Source organism: Eikenella sp. Marseille-P7795 (genome assembly GCF_916618725.1).
Taxonomy (GTDB): domain Bacteria; phylum Pseudomonadota; class Gammaproteobacteria; order Burkholderiales; family Neisseriaceae; genus Eikenella; species Eikenella longinqua.
Genome location: NZ_CAKAJZ010000001.1, coordinates 264,141 through 283,109 on the forward strand (window position 1 = coordinate 264,141; position 18,969 = coordinate 283,109).

Consider the following 18,969-nt stretch of genomic DNA (forward strand, 5'->3'; position numbering starts at 1 on the left):
ATAATCTGCATTCTTGAACCGCCGGATAAAAAGGGCTATGCTGGATTCACAGCATCCCGGATGCTGTTTTTATATTATCGACTGCATATATCCGATATACCCATACATAGGATAACCAAAGAAATGGCTAAAAATTTAGATGTTTTCGACCGTGAATACGGTTTGCTCATCAACGGCGAATGGACCCGCCCCGGCGCCCTGCTCGAATCGCACAACCCCTCCAACGGCGTCCTGCTCGCCAAATTCACCGACGCCACCGATGCCGACGTAGACGCCGCCGTGGCCGCCGCGCAGGAAGCCTTCCAAACCTGGCGCCACACCACCGCCGCCGAACGTGCCTCCATCCTCAACCGAATCGCCGACGTGATCGACGAACATACCGAACTGTTTGCCTTGCAGGAAACGCTCGACAATGGCAAACCCATCCGCGAAACCCGCGCCGCCGACATCCCGCTGGCCGCCGACCATTTCCGCTATTTCGCCAGCGTAATCCGCGGCGAAGAAGGCAGCGCCAACCAATTGGATGCCGAAGATTTATCGCTCGTATTGCGCGAGCCCATCGGCGTGGTCGGTCAAATCATCCCGTGGAACTTCCCCTTCCTGATGGCCGCCTGGAAAATCGCCCCCGCGCTGGCCGCCGGCTGCACCATCGTCATCCACCCCTCTTCCAGCACTTCCCTGAGCCTGCTCTCCTTCGCCCAGAAAGTGAACCACCTGCTGCCCAAAGGCGTGCTCAACGTGATCACCGGCAAAGGCAGCAAATCCGGCGAATACATGCTGCACCACAAAGGCTTCAACAAGCTCGCCTTCACCGGCTCCACCGAAGTGGGCCGCCGCGTGGGCATTGCTGCTGCCGAGCTGCTCATCCCCGCCACCCTGGAGCTGGGCGGCAAATCTGCCAATATCTTCTTCGACGACATGCCGTTCGACAAAGCCCTCGAAGGCGCGCAGAAAGGCATTTTGTTCAACCAAGGTCAGGTGTGCTGCGCCGGCTCGCGCATTTTCGTGCAGGAAGGCATTTACGACAAATTCGTGGCCGCTCTGGCCGAAGAGTTTAAACGCGTGAAAGTCGGCCTGCCTTGGGAAGATGACACCCAAATGGGTGCGCAAGTGAACGCCGGCCAGCTCAACACGATTTTGAAATACGTGAAAATCGGCGAACAGGAAGGCGCGCGCATCATCACCGGCGGCAAGAAAGTGGAAGGCAGCCTGGGCAGCGGCGAATTTGTCGAGCCCACCCTGATTGCCGCCGATAACAACAGCCGCATCGCCCGAGAAGAAATCTTCGGCCCGGTGGCCACTGTGATCAAATTCAAAACCGAAGAAGAAGTGATCAAGCTGGCCAACGACAGCGAATACGGCTTGGGCGGCGGCGTGTGGACGCGCGACATCAACCGCGCCCTGCGCGTATCCCGCGCCCTGGAAACCGGCCGCGTGTGGGTGAACTGCTACAACCGCCTGCCCGCCGGCGCCCCCTTCGGCGGCTACAAAACCTCCGGCATCGGCCGCGAAACCCACAAAATGATGCTCGCCGCCTACACGCAGGTGAAAAACATCTACATCAGCACCCGCGAAGAACGCGAAGGGATGTATTGATTTGCCCGTGTGCCGAAACGCGAAAGCTGCCGGAATTTCCGGCAGCTTTTTTTGCGCCCGCTGAAGCCCGATTCATCAAACGGGCGCGATCACCTTCATTTTTCAGGTAGCCTCCAGCCGGCAACAGGCTACCTGAAAATGGGGTGCGGCTTTTGCTTCAATATATGGCAACGCAGCGCGGAGAAACTTTTGTGAAGTAGAAAATATTTTTCAGGTAGCTTTTTGACTTCCACCCCCTGCCCCGCTATCCTCTGCCCTTTTCCACCGCCCGATTCAGGAGCCCGCCATGCCCGATATCAAGCAAACCGTCCTCGAAGCCTTCCACCGCCGCTACGCCTGCAAAAAATACGATCCCGCGCGCAAAATCAGCCGCGAAGATTTTGCCTTTATCCTCGAAACCGGCCGCCTCTCGCCCAGCTCCTTCGGGCTGGAGCCGTGGCGTTTCCTCATTATCCAAAATCCGCAATTGCGCGCCGAAATCAGGCAGGTGGCCTGGGGTGCGGCCGACAAAATCATGGATTGCAGCCATTTTGTCGTTATCCTCGCCCGCACGCAGGCCGCGATGCAGCCGGACTACCAGCGCAAAATGTGGGGCGAGGTGCACCATATCCCGCCGCAGGCCGTGGAAATCCGCGAGGGCTTCTTCAAGCAGTTTGCCGAAAGCGATTTCGCCCTCACCGAAAGCCCGCGCGCTTTCTACGATTGGTCGTGCAAACAAAGCTATATCGCCCTGGCCAATATGATGAGCGCCGCCGCCTTCATCGGCATCGATTCCACGCCGATTGAGGGTTTCCGCCTGGAAGAGGCCAACGCGCTGCTCGCCGGCAAAGGCTTGTTCGACCCCGCCGCCTACCACATCAGCATCATGGCCGCCTTCGGCTACCGCGGCGAAGACATCCGCGCCAAAACCCGCCTGCCGATGGAAGAGATTGTACAGTGGGTGGAATAGCGAACCAACTTGACTTTCGCTACGGCGTTAGCTCGCCTTGCCGTACTCCTGTACTGTCTGCGGCTCGCTGCCTGGTATCGAAAGCCAATTTGATTCGCCATAGCTTTCCGCCGCCTCCCCGCATAGCAAAAGGCTACCTGAAAAATGCTGCGGCATATTTTCAGGTAGCCTTTTCATTGCTTCAACGCGGTTTAGGCATTACAGCACATAGCGCGCCAAATCTTCCTGCTCGGCCACTTCGGCCAGCCGTTCGTCCACATAGGCGGCGGTAATCTGCGTTCCGCCCTGCGGGGCGTGGAAGGATACGTCTTCCAGCAGTTTTTCCAGCACGGTGTGCAGGCGGCGCGCGCCGATGTTTTCGGTTTTCTCGTTCACTTGGAAGGCGATTTCGGCCAGGCGGGTGATGCCTTCGGGCGTGAAATCGAGCTCAACGCCGTCGGTGGCCAGCAGGGCTTGGTATTGCTTGGTGAGACTGGCGTCGGTGCTGGTGAGGATGGCTTGGAAGTCTTCCACGGTGAGGCTGCTCAATTCCACGCGGATGGGGAAGCGGCCTTGCAGCTCGGGAATGAGGTCGCTGGGCTTACTCAGGTGGAAGGCGCCGGAGGCGATGAAGAGGATGTGGTCGGTTTTGATCATGCCGTATTTGGTTTGCACGGTGGTGCCTTCCACCAAGGGCAAAAGGTCGCGCTGCACGCCTTGGCGCGATACGTCGCCGCCGTGCCGGCTGCTGTCGGCGGCGATTTTGTCGATTTCGTCGAGAAACACGATGCCGTGCTGCTCCACGGCGTGCACGGCCTGCTCGCGCAGCTCTTCTTCGTTGATCAGCTTGGCGGCTTCTTCGTCGAGCAGGAGCTTCATGGCGGCAGACACTTTGATCTTGTGCGGCTTGGTGCGCCCCTTGCTCAGGTTGGCAAACATATCCTGCAATTGGCTGCTGAATTCTTCCATGCCGGGCGGGCCCATCACCTGCATGGCGGCGGGCGAGGCCTGGCTCAGCTCGATGTTGATTTCTTTGTCGTCCAGCTCGCCGCGGCGCAGCATATCGCGGAATTTTTTGCGCGTATTGCTTTCGGGCTGTGGCTCGGCGGGCTCGCCTTCGAAGCCGGTGTGCGGCGGGGGCGGCAAAAGCGCGTCGAGGATGCGGTTTTCCGCGGCATCCTGCGCGCGGTCACGGTTTTTGCGCACGGCTTGTTCGCGCAGGTTTTTCAGGGCAATTTCCATCAGGTCGCGCACGATGCTATCCACGTCGCGCCCCACGTAGCCCACTTCGGTAAACTTGGTGGCTTCGATTTTGATAAAGGGCGCATTGGCTAGCCGCGCCAAACGGCGGGCGATTTCGGTTTTGCCCACGCCGGTGGGGCCGATCATCAGGATGTTTTTCGGCACAATCTCGCTTTGCAGCGGCTCGGCCACCTGGCTGCGGCGGTAGCGGTTGCGCAGCGCCACGGCCACAGCGCGCTTGGCCTGCTGCTGGCCGATGATGTGTTTGTCGAGCTCGTGCACAATCTCTTGCGGGGTCATCACGGAAGTAGTCATCAAATCCATTCCTTGCTATGGGTTTTAGAATTTCGAATGGCGGGGAAATGGCGCCGGCGCGGGGAAAATCAAGGGGCGAACATCGGGCGGAACAGGGTTGCTGCCCGGCGTTTTCTTTTTCAGGTAGCCTGCCTCCGCCTGAGGCTACCTGAAAAATCCGAGGCCGCCTGAAAACAATATGCAGCCCTCGCCCAATCCGTCCGCACCGCAGGCCGAACCCGCCCGCCGTAGCCGTTTTGCCCACGCCGCCGGCGCAAAAAGAGTATTTTTGCAATAAAGACTTGCGCTCATCTCGCAAACTATCCTAAAATCCGCTGTTTTCTTATTGACCCAATTTCCCGAAGAAAGAAGGAATAATCATATGGTAGTGATCCGTTTTTCGCGCGGCGGCTCCAAGCACTCTCCGTTTTTCAACATCGTGGTAGCCGATTCGCGCAACCGCCGCGACGGCCGTTTCATCGAGCGCGTGGGCTTCTACAACCCCGTTGCCAATGAAAAACAGGAACGCGTACGCCTGGACACCGAACGCCTGAACTACTGGGTGAGCCAAGGTGCGCAAGTGAGCGACGCCGTTGCCCGCCTGGTGAAAGAGCAGCAAAAAGCCGCCTAATCCCGGAATGCCCGCCATGAGCCGCAGCCAAGACAAATGGATAGCCATGGGCTATGTAAAAGGCGCGTTCGGCGTAAAAGGCTGGGTAAAAGTGGCCGTTGGCACCGAATACGCCGACAGCCTCTTGGATTATCCCGTGTGGCGCTTGAGCAAAGACGGCGCTTCGCACAGCTACACGCTGGAAAGCGGCCAAGTGGCCGGCGACGAATTGCAGGTGAAATTCGCCGAAATCGGCGACCGCGACGCCGCCCAGCTGCTGCGCGGCCACACTATTGAAATCCATCGCAGCGATTTCGAGCCGGCCGAAGAAGGCGAATACTACTGGGCCGACTTGGTCGGCTTGGCGGTACACAACCGGCAAGGCGAGCTCGTCGGCACCGTGAGCAACCTAATGGAAACCGGTGCGCACGATATTTTGGTGGTGGACGGCGAACACGGCCGCAAGCTGATTCCCTTTGTTGAGCACTATATCGACAGCGTGGATTTGGAAGCCGGCGGCATCGTGGCCGACTGGGGCTTGGATTACTGATGTATATCCAAGCCGTTACCCTGTTTGGCGAGATGTTTCGCAGCATCACCGAGCACGGTGTAACCGGCCGGGCGCTGCAACGCGGATTGTGGCAGTTTGACGCAGTTAATCCGCGCCAGTTTGCCGACAACAAACTGGGCTACATCGACGACCGGCCTTTCGGCGGCGGCCCCGGCATGATTATGATGGCCGAGCCTTTGCAGGCAGCCATCCATGCCGCCAAATCGCAGCAAAACGGCCGGGTTATCTATTTAAGCCCGCAAGGCGCACCGCTCACGCACCGCAAGGCTGCCGAGCTGGCCAAGCTGGATGGCCTGATTTTGGTGTGCGGCCGCTACGAAGGCATCGACGAACGGCTGCTAACCAGCAGTATTGATGAAGAAATCAGCATCGGCGATTTTGTGGTGTCCGGCGGCGAACTGCCGGCCATGATGCTGATGGATGCGGTGTTGCGGCTGATTCCCGGCGTGCTGGGCGATGCCGATTCGGCCGGGCAGGATTCTTTTGCCAACGGCCTGCTCGACTGCCCGCACTACACCCGCCCGATAGAATTTCAGGGCATGGCCGTGCCCGCTGTATTGCGCAGCGGCAACCATGCGCTGATTGCGGAATGGCGCCTCGAACAGGCGTTGCGCCGCACCCTCCTGCGCCGGCCCGACCTTTTGGCCGAGCGCGAATTAACCCCAGAGGAATCTAGGCTCCTGCGGAAAATCCGGCAGGAGGAACGAGATATCCCATCATAACAAGGACTTTTGCAATGAACTTGATTCAACAGCTCGAACAGGAAGAAATTGCCCGTTTGAACAAATCCATCCCCGAATTCGCTCCCGGCGACGTGGTTTCCGTTTCCGTGCGCGTAACCGAGGGCAACCGCACCCGTTTGCAAGCCTATGAAGGCGTGGTGATTTCCCGCCGCAACCGTGGCCTGAACAGCAACTTCATCGTGCGCAAAATCTCCAGCGGCGAAGGCGTGGAACGTACTTTCCAGCTCTACTCGCCCAACGTGGAGAAAATCGAAGTGAAACGCCGCGGCCACGTTCGCCGTGCCAAGCTGTACTATCTGCGCGGCCGCACCGGCAAAGCCGCCCGCATCAAAGAAAAACTGCCTGCCCGCAAACAGGAAGATTAATCCTGCTTGTCATAAGAAACCTGCCCTTGCGGCAGGTTTTTTGTTTGATCGGGCAGGCATCGCGGTTTTGCCTTGATGGCTTGCAATCTACGGAGCAACTATTTTCAGGTAGTCTCACGATTGGCAATGAGGCTACCTGAAAATATCCGGCTCCATCCATACGGCCGGATTGCGCGGCATCAGAAGCTTTTCTGCGAATCTAGCAGAATGGTAACCGGGCCGTCGTTGCACAGGCTCACCAGCATATGGGTGCGGAAGCGCCCTTCGGCCACGTTCACGCCGTGGCCGCGCAGAAGTTCGGCCACTTGCTGATACAGCGCTTCGGCCTGCTCGGGGCGGGCGGCCTGGGTGAAAGAGGGGCGGCGGCCGTTGCGTGCGTCGCCGTAGAGGGTGAACTGCGACACCAGCAGCACTTCGCCGCCGGTGTCTTTCACCGACAGGTTGAGCTTGCCGGCTTCGTCTTCAAAAATGCGCAGGTGGGCGATTTTGTCGGCGATGTAGCGGGCGTCGGCTTCGCTGTCTTCGCCGCCCACGCCGAGCAGCACGCACAGGCCGTGGGCGATTTGGCTGAACGGGGACTCGGGCGCATCGGCGGGGGCGATGTGAGCATGGCTGACTTTTTGGATAACGGCACGCATGGTTTCAGGTAGCCTCCTTGGGGTGGTGGGAACACGGTTTGGGATAAGCAGTTGAACAAAAGGCTACCTGAAAATGAATGCCGCACTATTTTCAGGTAGCCTTTTCTTGATGGCGGTTAAACCTCGCCCTGCCCTTCGCTCGGGCCGGCGGCTTCGGCGGAAACGGCGGTTTCCACAGCTTCGCCTTCGGCCTCGTCGGCTTCTTCTTCGGCCACGCGCTCGAGGCTGACCAGGGTTTCGCCTTCGTCTAAGTTAATCAGTTTCACGCCGGCGGCGGCGCGGCCGGTTTCGCGGATTTGCTCGACTTTGGTGCGGATGAGCACGCCGCCGCTGGTGATGAGCATCAAGTCGTCGCTTTCGCTCACCAGGGTGGCGGCCACCAGCTCGCCGTTGCGCTCGCCGGTGTTGATGGCGATGTTGCCTTGGCCGCCTTTGTTTTTGCGGCTGTAGTCGGCAATCGGGGTGCGTTTGCCGTAGCCGTTGGCGGTGGCGGTGAGCACTTGCAGCGCGCTTTGCTGTTCGCACTCGGGGGCGAATGTGATGAGGCTGACGATGCGGCCGTTTTCAGGTAGCCGCATGCCGCGCAGGCCGCCGCTGCCGCGCCCGCTGGGGCGCACGCCGTGTTTGCCGCTCACGGGGGCGTGTTCGCTGCCTTCGTCGTCTTCTTGGCCGGTTGAAATTTCGGTTTCGGCATCGTCGCCAAGCTCTTCTTCGTCGCCGCTGCGCTCCCAGTATTCGTTGAAGCGGATGGCTTTGCCGAGGTTGGAGAAGAGCATGATGTCGCTGCTGCCGGAGGTGCGCGCCACGCCCACCAGGCTGTCGCCTTCTTTGAGGGCGATGGCTTTGATGCCTTGGCTGCGCACGTTTTTGAAGGCGGAAAGCTGCACTTTTTTCACCACGCCCTGGGCGGTGGCGAAGAATACGTATTCGTCTTCGGGGAAGTCGCGCACGGGCAGGATGGCGGATACTTTTTCGCCTTCGTCGAGCTGGATGACGTTGTTAATCGGGCGGCCGCGCGAGTTGCGCCCGCCTTCGGGCAGTTTGTAAACCTTAATCCAGTGGCAGCGGCCGTGGTTGGTGAAGCACATCAGGTAATCGTGCGTGTTGGCCACAAACAGGGTTTCGATGAAGTCTTCGTCTTTGGTGGCGGCGGCCTGTTTGCCGCGACCGCCGCGCCGCTGGGCTTGGTAGTCGGTGGTGGGCTGGGTTTTGATGTAGCCGCCGTGGGTGAGCGTGACCACCATTTCGCGCGGCGGAATCAGGTCTTCGTCGGCAATGTCGCCGCCGAAGGGGTTGATTTCGCTGCGGCGGGGGTCGCCGAAATTGGTTTTGATTTCCACCAATTCGTCGCGGATGATTTGGGTGATGCGCTCGGATTTGGCCAAAATATCCAGAAAATCGATAATTTGCGCCATGATGGTTTTGTAGTCGTTGACGATGCTGTCTTGGTCGAGGCCGGTAAGGTTGCGCAGGCTCATGCGCAGGATGGCGTCGGCCTGCAAATCGCTCAGGTAGTAGCCTTCGGCGGTGAGGCCGAGGTTTTCAGGTAGCCCTTCGGGGCGCGCCATGCGCAAATCCAAATCGGTGCGGCTGAGCATGTCGCCCACCAGGCCGGACTGCCAGGGCTGCGCCAGCAGTTTGGCTTTGGCTTCGGCGGCGTCGGCGGATTCTTTGATGAGGCGGATCATCTCGTCGATGTTCGACAGCGCCACGGCCTTACCTTCGGCGACGTGCCCTTCGTGCCGCGCTTTTTTCAGGCGGAACAGGGTGCGGCGGGTAACCACTTCGCGGCGGTGGCGCAGGAATTCGGCGAGAATCTGCTTGAGGTTGAGCAGGCGGGGCTGGCCGTCTACCAGCGCCACCATATTGATGCCGAAGCTGTCTTGCAGCTGAGTGAGCTTGTAGAGCTGGTTGAGCACCACTTCGGCGTTTTCGTTGCGCTTGAGCTCGATCACCACGCGCATGCCGGATTTGTCGGATTCGTCGCGCAGGTCGGAAATGCCTTCCAGCACTTTTTCGCGCACCAGCTCGCCAATTTTCTCCACCAGCTTGGCTTTGTTTACCTGATAGGGGATTTCGTCGATAACGATGGCTTCGCGCTCGCCGTGTTTGCCGATGGGCTCGATGTGGGTTTTGCCGCGCATCACCACGCGGCCGCGGCCGGTTTTGTAGCCTTCGCGCACGCCGGAGAGGCCGTAAATCGTGGCGCCGGTGGGGAAGTCGGGGGCTTTGATGGTGTGGATGAGCGTGTCGATGTCGGTATCGGGATCGGCCAAGAGTTGCAGGCAGGCGTCCACGGTGTCGCCGAGGTTGTGCGGCGGGATGTTGGTGGCCATGCCCACGGCGATGCCGGCGGAGCCGTTGGTGAGCAAGGCGGGGAAGCGGGTGGGCATCACCAGCGGCTCTTGCTCGCTGCCGTCGTAGTTAGGGCCGAAATCCACGGTGTCTTCTTCGATGTCGGCCAGCATTTCGTGGGCGATGCGCGCCATGCGGATTTCGGTGTAACGCATGGCGGCGGCGCCGTCGCCGTCTACCGAGCCGAAGTTGCCCTGGCCGTCTACCAGCATATAGCGCATGGAGAAGGGCTGCGCCATGCGCACGATGGTGTCGTATACGGCGGAATCGCCGTGCGGGTGGTATTTACCGATGACGTCGCCCACGATACGGGCGGATTTCTTATAAGACGAGTTCCAGTTGTTTTTCAGCTCGTGCATGGCGTAGAGCACGCGGCGGTGCACAGGCTTCAGGCCGTCGCGCACGTCGGGCAGCGCGCGCCCGACAATCACGCTCATGGCGTAGTCGAGATAGCTTTTGCGCATTTCCTCTTCGAGGCTGACGGGGATGGTTTCTTTGGCAAACCGGTGGTCGTGGGTGCTGCTCATGGAGATTTAAGCCCAATCGTTTAAAAACGCGTTATTTTATCACACAACGGGCTTCGCGGCTGGCTGTGGCGGCGGGGCGGGGGAAATCTCTTTCCTACCAAACGCGTTGTTTTCATGGCAACGATTCGCAGAAAAGCGATAGAGGCTACCTGAAAACCTAAGCGCCTATGCCGTTAAGCTTTCAGGTAGCCTCCATAATTATGTGAGAGAGCGGATTTTTATTGCCGCACTCGTCCATTTATTGGATGAATACAGCCTGTATTGATTGTTTTTTATAGTAGCGGTAGTATTGGTGCATGCCCCCTCCCCGTTTCGGACGTTGAGGCTTTAGCTGTTAATGCTCAAGCACATTTTCAGATATTGCCGTTGGGGGATACTTCTCAACCGTTTCTTTGTAGAACATGCCAGCTTCCGTTTCGAACGTTTGATTGGAGGTGGCGGCAACTTCGAATTGCCCGCTGCTCATCAATCGCTGATGGATACTTCCACATAGAAACAGTTTTATCTACTTAAGGCTGATTTACCCTAGATAAACAACCGGCCATCACTCAAACTTTTCTATACTTCCCTACAGTTTAGCCTCATAAAAATCCGCTCTTCTTTCATTCGAACTCCTTTTTCGCTTCGTGGAAACCCACATTTCAGGTAGCCCATTGATATGTATATCGGACGTTTCGCCCCCAGCCCCACCGGCCTCCTGCACATCGGCTCGCTGCTCACCGCCCTGGCCTCCTACGCCGACGCCCGCGCCCACGGTGGCCGCTGGCTGGTGCGCATGGAAGACCTCGACCCCCCGCGCGAAATGCCCGGCGCCGCCGCCCACATCCTCCGCACCCTCGAAGCATTTGGCTTCGAATGGGACGGCGAAACCGCCTACCAAAGCCAACGCCACGCCCTCTACCGCTCCGCCCTCGAAACCCTGCAACAGCGCCGACTCGCCTACCCCTGCTATTGCAGCCGCAAACAATGGCACGCCCACGCCCGCCAAGGCGCCGACGGCTTCGTTTACAACGGCGCCTGCTCCCGCCTCACCTCCCCGCCGCCCCAAGCCGCCGGCCGCACCGCCTGGCGTCTGCGCGTGCCCGACGACACCCTATCCTTCACCGACGGCATCGTCGGCCACTATGCGCAAAACCTCGCCCGCGACATCGGCGACTTCGTGCTGCTGCGCGCCGACGGCCTCTGGGCCTACCAGCTCGCCGTGGTGGCCGACGACGCCGCGCAGGGCATCACCCACATCGTGCGCGGGCAAGACCTGCTCGTCTCCACCCCGCGCCAAATCTGGCTGCAACGCTGCCTCGGCCACCCCACCCCGCACTACGCCCACCTGCCCCTGCTCACCAACGCAGCCGGCCAGAAATGGTCGAAGCAAACCCTCGCCCCCGCGCTTGATTTGCAACGCAAAGAAGCCCTGCTACGCCAAGTGATGGGCTACCTGAAACTGCCGCCCGCGCCCGAAGTGGATAAACCGCAAGCGCTGCTGGATTGGGCGGTGCAGCATTGGCGGCTGGAAAACGTGCCGCAGCAGGCAATCGTGGCCGAATAAATTTTTCAGGTAGCCTCTTGCCGCCACAGGCTACCTGAAAATTTCAGGTAGCCTTTTCATTATGCCCGCATTAAAAAAGCCGCCCCGATTCCCGGGGCGGCCTTGCTATTTGCTTACTGGCAAACGCTTAGTGGTGATGGCAACCGCAAGCCTTCATATCGATAACCATACGGCCTTGGATTTTGCCGTCGCGCATTTCTTGGAAAATGGTGTTGGCTTCGTCCAGCTGGCGCAGCTGCACCACGGGTACCACGATGCCTTCGGCACCGAATTGGAAGGCTTCTTCCAAGTCTTTGCGTGTACCCACCAGTGAGCCCACCACTTCGATGCCGTCCAGCACCAGGCGCGGAATCGACAAATCCATGGTTTCGGGCGGCAGACCAACAGCCACCACGCGGCCGCAAGCACGCACGCAATCCACGGCGGAATTGAATGCAGCGCGGGAAACGGCAGTTACCACGGCGGAGTGTGCGCCGCCGGTTTTCTCTTGAATGAACTTAGCGGCGTCTTCTTTGGCCGGGTTCACGATCAAATCAGCGCCGGATTCTTTGGCCAGTGCCAGTTTGTCGTCGTTGATGTCTACGGCGATCACGTGTGCGCCGAATACTTTTTTGGCGTATTGCACGGCCAGGTTGCCCAAGCCGCCGGCGCCGTAGATGGCAATCCATTGGCCAGGCGCAGCGCCGGCCACTTTGATGGCTTTATAGGTGGTTACGCCGGCGCAGGTGATGCTGCTGGCCTGGGCGGGATCGAGGCCTTCGGGCACTTTCACCGCATAATCGGCTTTCACCACGCAGTGGGTGGCCATGCCGCCGTCGGCAGTGTAGCCGGCGTTCAGCACGCTGCGGCAGAAGGTTTCGCGGCCGGTGATGCAGTATTCGCAGTGACCGCAGCTGGCAAACAGCCAGGCAATGCTCACGCGGTCGCCCACTTTCAGGGTGGTTACATCGGGCGCAATCTGCTTCACGATGCCGATGCCTTCGTGACCGAGCACGCGGCCGGGTTTTTTACCGTAGTCGCCGGCAGCCACGTGCAAGTCGGTGTGGCACACGCCGCAGTATTCTACTTCCACCAGCGCTTCGCCCGCGCCCACGGCAGGGATGTCGCGCTCAACGATTTCTACGTTACCGTCGCATTGGGGGGCAACCACTGCTGCTTTCATCTTCATGATCGTGTCCTCATAGGGTTGGAAAAATCGGGGGAACTGCTCAGGCGCAGTATGCCTTTTCCGGCGGGCTGCCGTCAAGGATTTGCGTCAAATAAACCGTTGATTTAACGATGTTATATTATAACTATTACTCCGCCTGCCGTGCGCTGCGAATCGGGCATGTGCCGCCCGCTGCCAAGGCTCGATTTTCATAAAAATAAACAACCGTTTCCAGCTTAGCTGCTCCGCTTCCCAGAAACCCGGCCTTAGCTGTGCCAAGGCATCGTTTTAGCTTCCTTGAAGCTCACGTTTTAGCTTCGCAGAAACTCCGCTGCGCCGCGCTTTCAGGTAGCCTGTAGCCTGCTCGCCGCCGTATTTGCTAGAATCCCCATCCTTATCCACCACGCCGCGATTGCCCGCCATGTCTGTTTACACCAGCGTTTCCGACCAAGAAATCCGCCAGTTTTTGGAAGACTACGATTTAGGCGGCTTCGTGTCGCTGCAAGGCATCGCCCAAGGCGTGACCAACAGCAACTATTTCCTCGACACCGACCGCGGCCGCTTCGTGCTCACCATCTTCGAAGTGCTCACCCGCGAAGAGCTGCCGTTTTTCATGGAGCTCAGCCAACACCTCAGCCGCAACGGCGTGGCCTGCCCCGCCCCCATCCCGCGCCGCGACGGCCGTTTCGACAGCATGCTCGCCGGCAAGCCCGCCTGCGTGGTGAGCTTCCTCAACGGCCGCGACACCGCCGTGCCCGATGCCGCCCAATGCTTCCACACCGGCGCCATGCTCGCCAAAATGCACCTGGCCGGTCAAAGCTTCGACCAAAGCATGCCCAATCCGCGCCACGCCGCCTGGTGGGAAGCCGAAAGCCGCCGCCTGCTGCCCTGCTTAAGCCCCGAAGACGCCGATTTGCTGCAAAACGAAATCGCCTTCCTCGCCCAAAACCCCGACCACCACCTGCCCGGCGGCATCATCCACGCCGACCTCTTCAAAGACAACGTGTTACTCGACGGCATTCAGGTAGCCGGCTTCATCGATTTCTACTACGCCTGCAACGGCAGCTTCATGTACGACCTCGCCATCGCCGTAAACGACTGGGCGCGCCTGGCCGACAACCGCATCGATCCCGCATTGCAGCAAGCCTTCATGCGCGGCTACCAAAGCGTGCGCCCGCTCACCCCCGCCGAGCAGGCCTACCTCCCCATCGCCCACCGCGCCGGCTGCATCCGCTTCTGGGTGTCCCGCCTGCTCGACTACCATTTCCCTCAGGGCGGCGAGATGACCTTCATCAAAGACCCCGACGTCTTCCGCGACCTGCTGCTCTATTTCCGCACCCTTCCCCTCGCCCCCGCCGCCCGCGCCGAAGAAGCCTTCAACCTGCACGGCAAAACCTTCCGCCCCGCCGGCGGCAGCCAGCCCGTCTACCATTTCAACCAAGACGGCAGCACCGTGTGGGCGGAATACAGCGGCGGCCCCGTCTGCAAAGGCTTCCTGCTCGGCCGCTACACCGCCCCCGCCCGCATCGCCCACACCAGCCAACACCTGAGCAATACCGCCGAAGCACACAGCGCCAGCGGCCACCTGCGCCTCGAGCGCACCACCGGCGGCCTGCGTTTGCACCTGCATGAAAACGGCGGGGAAACTGTGTTGGAGGAAACCTTGCCCTGAGCATGATTTGATACAGAAAAGGCTACCTGAAAATTTTCAGGTAGCCTTTGTCATTGCAGCCGGCCGCAAGTTAGTCGGCTGCCTTCGTGTTTTCAGGTAGCCTTCCAGCCGGCCAAACAAACGGCGGCATAGCCATGCCGCCTGGTGCGTTTCGGTTTTCAGGTAGCCTCTATGCGCTGTCGGACAGCATCGCCGTTAATGCCACGCTTCCAGAAACTCCTGCCAATGCGTTTTGCCTTCTTGGTTTTTCAGGTAGCCTTTGAGCCGCTTGATTTCCATTTCGTATTCGTCGGCATCGGCGGCACCGTTCATCAGGCGGAAGCGTTGGTACATGAGGTAGGTGTTGGCGGCGTCGGTTTCGCAGTAGTTGCGGATTTCGCGCAGGCGGCCTTCGTGGTAGGCCTGCCATACTTGGCTGCCGTCCATGCCGAGCTTGCCGGGGAAGCCGCAGAGTTTGGCCATGTCGTCGAGCGGCACGTAGGCGCGGGGCTGGTAGAGGGCGAGCAGGTCCATGAGGTCGCAGTGGCGGCTGTGGTAGCGGTTGAGGTAGTTGTTCCATTTGAAGTCGCGGCTGTCGCCGAAGTCGCCTTCGCCGCTGTCCCAGTAGCGGGCGGCGGTGAGGCCGTGGATGAGGGCGCGGTAGTGCAGTACGGGCAGGTCGAAACCGCCGCCGTTCCAGCTCACAAGCTGGGGGGTGTGGTTTTCGATGAGTTCGAAGAATTTGGCGATGATGGTGTCTTCGCTGTCGCTGGTTTCGCCGATGGTGCCAACGTGGATTTTGTCGCTGCCCCAGCGCATACAGCAGGAAATGGCCACCACTTGCTGCAAGTGATAGGGCATGAAGTCGCTGCCGTTGTGGGCGGCGCGGCGCTGCTGCTGTGCCCAGGCCACGATATCGGCATCGGGGGTGTCGGCGGGGAGGTGGTGGAGCAGGCGGATGCCGTTTACGTCGGGGATGGTTTCGATGTCGAAGGCGAGGATGGGGGTCATGATGGCTGGCGCTGGCGCGGCGGGGTTGGAAACGGCGGGGATTGTGGCACGAAGTATTTGTTTCGCCAAGCGGGAGGGCTGCCTGGGGAAGGGGAATAGTTTTCAGGTAGCCTTCCCATCTTCAGACAACATAACCCTTTTTGCGAAACCAAATAGGGGAAACTTGGTGCGAATGATTGGGCTGCACCTTCTTCTGCTGGCGCAGCCGAACGGAGCGCGGTTTTTCGGGGAACAAGGGCTTGCATGTTCGAAGCGGCGAAGCCGCAAGTTGCGAGCCCGCCCGAAAAATTGCGTGGAGTGAGGGAAGTTTGGCGAAGCCAAACCTGTGCCCGCAGTCGCCTTTCTTTTGCTTCCTTTTCTTTGGCGAAGCAAAGAAAAGGAAGTGCCCGCGCCGGCATAAGGCGCAAAGGTGAACGATGTAGAAATGAGAAGACTACCTAAACTTAGCAAGCGGCCTGAAGTTCAACGCTCGCCACAACCATTAAAGGCTACCTGAAAATCGGAAAACGGTTTTTAGTTTCGCCAAAACCCGCTTCGCCCGCTTTCAGGTAGCCTTTTGCTTTGGCGGCCGGCTATTCGTCGGGCGGCAAATCGGCGCTGCCCATGCGGCGCAGGATGATGCGGGTTTTGTTGCGCAGGCGGCGGTCGTGGCGGTGTTCTTGGAAGTATTTGGGGTTGGGCAGCATGGCGATAAGGGAGGCGGCTTCGCCGGCGCGCAGGCGGGAGGCGGGCTTGCGGTAGTAATGTTGGGCGGCGGCTTCGATGCCGTAGATGCCGTTGCCAAACTCGGCCACGTTGAGATACACGGTGAGGATGCGCTCTTTGCTCCACATGTTTTCCAGCATCACGGTAATCACGGCTTCTTCGGCTTTGCGCACGTAGGAGCGTTCGGCAAACAAAAACAGGTTTTTGGCAAGCTGCTGGCTGATGGTGGAGCCGCCGGCGCGGATGGTGCCGCTGCGCTGGTTGCGGCGCATGGCGTGTTCGATGCCGTTCCAGTCGAAGCCGTCGTGGTTGCTGAATTGGGCGTCTTCGCTGGCGATGGCGGCTTGTTTCACCACGCGGGCGATTTGGTCGTCGTCCACCCAGGTTTGATGCACACGGGAGAGGGTGGAAAGGTTGTGCCGCAGCATGAAGGCGCTGGTGTGCACGGGCTGGCTTTTCCAGTAGGCCAGCAACAGGAACACGAGCAGATGGAAGCCGAGCAGCAACAGAAACACGCCCCACACGAGGCGCTTAAACCAGCGGCGCAGCAGGCCGGGGCGTTTTTTGGCGGGCTGGGGGCGGGGCAGAACGGGGGCGGCAACAGGCGCGGGGTGGGGTATGGGTATCCATCGGCAATATCAATCGAAGGGAAGCGGGACGATTATAAAGGAATCTGGTTTGAACGGGAGCGAAGCCGGTTTTTCAGGTAGCCTTCTGCCAAGCCGCACAGGCTACCTGAAAAATAAAGACGCCTTGCCAAGCCAAACGCAAACCGCCGCACATCAAATCGAGAAATCCTCGCGAATCGGCTCGTACAGCGCCTGCTCGATGCGCTCGCGGCTGAGGCCGGGCAAATAGAGCTGCATGAAATCGTAGGCATAGTTGCGCAGATAGGCATCCTGCCGCACTACGATATAGGTCAACGACGGCTTAAACAGATGGTCTGCCCGCAGGCAGGCCAAATCATCGTCGCGCTCCGGGTCGTAGGCCGCATCGGCCAGCAAGCCCGCGCCCAGCCCGGCACGCACATAAGTTTTGATCACGCCCGCATCCACGCTGGACAACACCACCTTCGGCAAAGGCAGCCCGCTGCCGGCAAACGCCGCCTGCAAAGCTGTATCCTGCGCCGCATCGGTATAGCCGATCAGCGGCGTGCCCGACAAATCCGCCAGCCCGATGCGCGCCCTGCCCGCCAAATCGTGCCCCTTCGGCACCAGCACGCAGCGGTTCCAAACGCGCGCGCTGATGTAGCGCAGCTCGGAATGGCGCTCGCCGTCCTCCGAATTGATGGCGAAATCCGCCAGCCCCTCGGCCACCATGCGGTCCACCGCCGAAGGCTCCGCCGGCAGCAGCGAAAGCTCCACCTTGGGATATTGCCGGAAAAATTCGGCCACCACCGGCGGCAGCACATGCCGCGCCTGGGTGTGCGTGGTGGCAATTGTCAGCCGCCCGCTGTCTTGCTCGGCAAATTCCGTGCCGATATTGCGGATGCTCTGCACGTCGCGGAAAATGCGCTCGGCAATCTCCAGCACCGCCTGCCCCGGCGGCGTGACCGCCGCAATGCGCTTGCCGTGCCGCACAAACAGCTGCACGCCCAGCTCGTCTTCCAACAACTTAATCTGCTTGGAAATGCCAGGCTGGGAAGTAAACAGGATTTCCGCCGCCTCCGAAATATTCAGATTACAGCGGTACACCTCCAGGAAATAACGCAGCTGTTGCAGCTTCATAAGGCTCCAAAGTTTGTTTTGTCAGATTTATACGACAGCGCGGCCGCCGTGCCGAACGCCGCTAGGCCGGTTGGAATTGCAAACCGAACCGGCCCGAAATGGTATCACAGCCCGCCGCCGCCATTTTGGCTGCTATTGCCCAAACACGGCAGATTTTGTTGCTTTTTAGCAACTTGATAAGAAATATCCCCCGCTTTTCCCAATATCATGCTGACAGCAAGAACGATTTTGGGCATGATTGCCCCGTAGGAAACGGAGGCGTCCGCCCAGCGGGCAGCCAATTCCTTATTGACAGTTCGGGTTTGGTTTTTTATAGTGGTAGCCCGAATATATTTGGATAACCGCTGTTTTCGAGCGGTCCGTATATGGTGATTTTTGTGAAGGCCGGCATGCTGCAAAGCTTGCAAGTCTGCGCATAACAAATTTTTTGATGAGGGAATAACATGACCAAACAGCTTAAATTTGGTGCTTTGTTCTTGGCCTTGGTTGCTTCCGGCGCCGCCATGGCAGACAGCAGCTTCAGTAACGAAAAATACGGCTACACCATCAGCCAGCAGTCTCGCGAAGTGGTTCGTTCCAACTATGAGCCCAACGGCGCTCATGAGTGCTGGGAAAACGACTTCCTGAATAGCGAAGTTGACCGTTTGGGCTTGGTAGAGTGTGGCGATCGTCGGCCTGATGCACCTATTCAGGCACAGACAAACGAGGAAGTACTATCTCTAGCTTCTAACTTCCTGTTCGGCTTTGATAAATTCAATTTGAGACCTGAGGCTCGTACTACTCTGGATCAATTGGCTCAGCGTCTGGCTGGCAGCAATGTGCAGTCTGTACGTGTTGAGGGCAACACTGACTTTATGGGTAGCGATGCCTACAATCAGCGCTTGTCTGAGCGCCGTGCTAATACTGTTAGCCAGTACTTGGTTAGCCGCGGTGTTCCTGCCGAGAAAATCTCTGCTGTTGGCTTGGGCGAATCTCAAGCTAAGATGACCGAGCAGTGTCAGCAAGAAGTTCGCAACTTGGGTCGTCGCGCTTCTGCCGCTCGCAAACGCAGCGCTCTGATTGCATGTATCGAACCGGATCGTCGCGTAGACGTTCGCATCCGCACCGTGGTAGAACAGCCGGCTCGCTAATTTAGCCGACTAGCTGATAACCATGAAGGAACTGAGCTTTGGATAAAAGTTCAGTTCCTCATTTTTTATTTTCCTGATTCTCCTGATAGCAAGCCAACTCTTGCTTAGCCCGTGCCACCCACACCGTCAACCCATAAAATTCAGGCTGCATAAACGTTCTGCTCACTCCACTTGCCCAACCAA

Annotated in this window: 16 protein-coding genes and 1 pseudogene; 9 read left to right on the plus strand and 8 right to left on the minus strand. The window is 59.1% G+C overall.

The features are described from left to right. Positions 1–123: 123 nt before the first annotated feature. Together LG371_RS01400 and LG371_RS01405 are read left to right on the plus strand one after the other, a co-directional pair. A complete protein-coding gene (locus LG371_RS01400; RefSeq protein WP_225747530.1) occupies positions 124–1,596 on the plus strand; it encodes an aldehyde dehydrogenase family protein in 1,473 nt (490 codons plus the stop codon). A gap of 286 nt (positions 1,597–1,882) precedes the next feature. Then, positions 1,883–2,545, plus strand: a complete 663-nt coding sequence (locus LG371_RS01405; protein WP_225747531.1) for an NAD(P)H-dependent oxidoreductase — start codon at positions 1,883–1,885, stop codon at positions 2,543–2,545. A gap of 198 nt (positions 2,546–2,743) precedes the next feature. On the opposite strand, the gene hslU is transcribed toward LG371_RS01405, so the two are convergent. Beyond that, a complete protein-coding gene (hslU, locus tag LG371_RS01410; protein ID WP_225747532.1) occupies positions 2,744–4,081 on the minus strand; it encodes an ATP-dependent protease ATPase subunit HslU in 1,338 nt (445 codons plus the stop codon). 361 nt (positions 4,082–4,442) lie between these two features. On the opposite strand from hslU, the gene rpsP reads away from it, so the two are divergent. Genes rpsP through rplS form a run of 4 tightly spaced genes read left to right on the plus strand, consistent with a single transcriptional unit; the run spans position 4,443 to position 6,349 of the window. Continuing rightward, a complete protein-coding gene (rpsP, locus tag LG371_RS01415) occupies positions 4,443–4,691 on the plus strand; it encodes a 30S ribosomal protein S16 (protein WP_067591061.1) in 249 nt (82 codons plus the stop codon). Between the two features lie 16 nt (positions 4,692–4,707). Next, positions 4,708–5,220, plus strand: coding sequence for a ribosome maturation factor RimM (gene rimM, locus LG371_RS01420; protein WP_067591165.1), 513 nt, complete (start codon positions 4,708–4,710; stop codon positions 5,218–5,220). Further along, positions 5,220–5,963, plus strand: a complete 744-nt coding sequence (gene trmD / locus LG371_RS01425; RefSeq protein WP_067591057.1) for a tRNA (guanosine(37)-N1)-methyltransferase TrmD — start codon at positions 5,220–5,222, stop codon at positions 5,961–5,963. Before rimM ends, trmD begins: the two co-directional genes overlap by 1 nt. A 14-nt stretch (positions 5,964–5,977) precedes the next feature. Next, entirely contained in the window at positions 5,978–6,349 is a 372-nt protein-coding gene (rplS, locus tag LG371_RS01430; protein WP_067591054.1) for a 50S ribosomal protein L19, read from the plus strand. 179 nt (positions 6,350–6,528) lie between these two features. On the opposite strand, the gene dtd is transcribed toward rplS, so the two are convergent. Then, entirely contained in the window at positions 6,529–6,987 is a 459-nt protein-coding gene (dtd, locus tag LG371_RS01435) for a D-aminoacyl-tRNA deacylase (RefSeq protein WP_067591051.1), read from the minus strand. Between the two features lie 116 nt (positions 6,988–7,103). Continuing rightward, positions 7,104–9,869, minus strand: a complete 2,766-nt coding sequence (gyrA, locus tag LG371_RS01440; RefSeq protein WP_225747533.1) for a DNA gyrase subunit A — start codon at positions 9,867–9,869, stop codon at positions 7,104–7,106. A 658-nt stretch (positions 9,870–10,527) separates the two neighbouring features. Between gyrA and gluQRS the strand changes: the two genes are divergently transcribed. Then, a complete protein-coding gene (gene gluQRS, locus LG371_RS01445; RefSeq protein ID WP_225747534.1) occupies positions 10,528–11,415 on the plus strand; it encodes a tRNA glutamyl-Q(34) synthetase GluQRS in 888 nt (295 codons plus the stop codon). A 127-nt stretch (positions 11,416–11,542) separates the two neighbouring features. On the opposite strand, the gene adhP is transcribed toward gluQRS, so the two are convergent. Next, entirely contained in the window at positions 11,543–12,583 is a 1,041-nt protein-coding gene (gene adhP / locus LG371_RS01450) for an alcohol dehydrogenase AdhP (RefSeq protein ID WP_225747535.1), read from the minus strand. A 400-nt stretch (positions 12,584–12,983) separates the two neighbouring features. Here adhP and thrB point away from each other — a divergent pair. After that, a pseudogene (gene thrB / locus LG371_RS01455) lies at positions 12,984–13,889 on the plus strand (homoserine kinase); the annotation flags it as partial. A gap of 540 nt (positions 13,890–14,429) precedes the next feature. On the opposite strand, the gene LG371_RS01460 reads toward thrB, so the two are convergent. The 4 genes from LG371_RS01460 to LG371_RS12185 form a co-directional block, all read right to left on the minus strand. After that, entirely contained in the window at positions 14,430–15,224 is a 795-nt protein-coding gene (locus LG371_RS01460; protein WP_067591039.1) for a 3'-5' exonuclease, read from the minus strand. 572 nt (positions 15,225–15,796) lie between these two features. Continuing rightward, complete coding sequence (gene mtgA / locus LG371_RS01465) at positions 15,797–16,453, minus strand: monofunctional biosynthetic peptidoglycan transglycosylase (protein WP_370632597.1); 657 nt, start codon at positions 16,451–16,453, stop codon at positions 15,797–15,799. 258 nt (positions 16,454–16,711) lie between these two features. Then, positions 16,712–17,656 (minus strand): LysR substrate-binding domain-containing protein, encoded by a 945-nt coding sequence (locus LG371_RS01470; RefSeq protein WP_067591033.1) that lies wholly within the window; start codon positions 17,654–17,656, stop codon positions 16,712–16,714. A 104-nt stretch (positions 17,657–17,760) separates the two neighbouring features. After that, the gene (locus LG371_RS12185) at positions 17,761–17,892 is read right to left on the minus strand and encodes a hypothetical protein (RefSeq protein ID WP_255593035.1); all 132 of its coding nucleotides are present in this window, start codon (positions 17,890–17,892) and stop codon (positions 17,761–17,763) included. A 207-nt stretch (positions 17,893–18,099) separates the two neighbouring features. Here LG371_RS12185 and LG371_RS01475 point away from each other — a divergent pair, with 207 nt between their 5' ends. Next, on the plus strand, positions 18,100–18,786 hold the full coding sequence (locus tag LG371_RS01475) for an OmpA family protein (protein ID WP_067591030.1): 687 nt from the start codon (positions 18,100–18,102) through the stop codon (positions 18,784–18,786). Positions 18,787–18,969 lie beyond the last annotated feature (183 nt).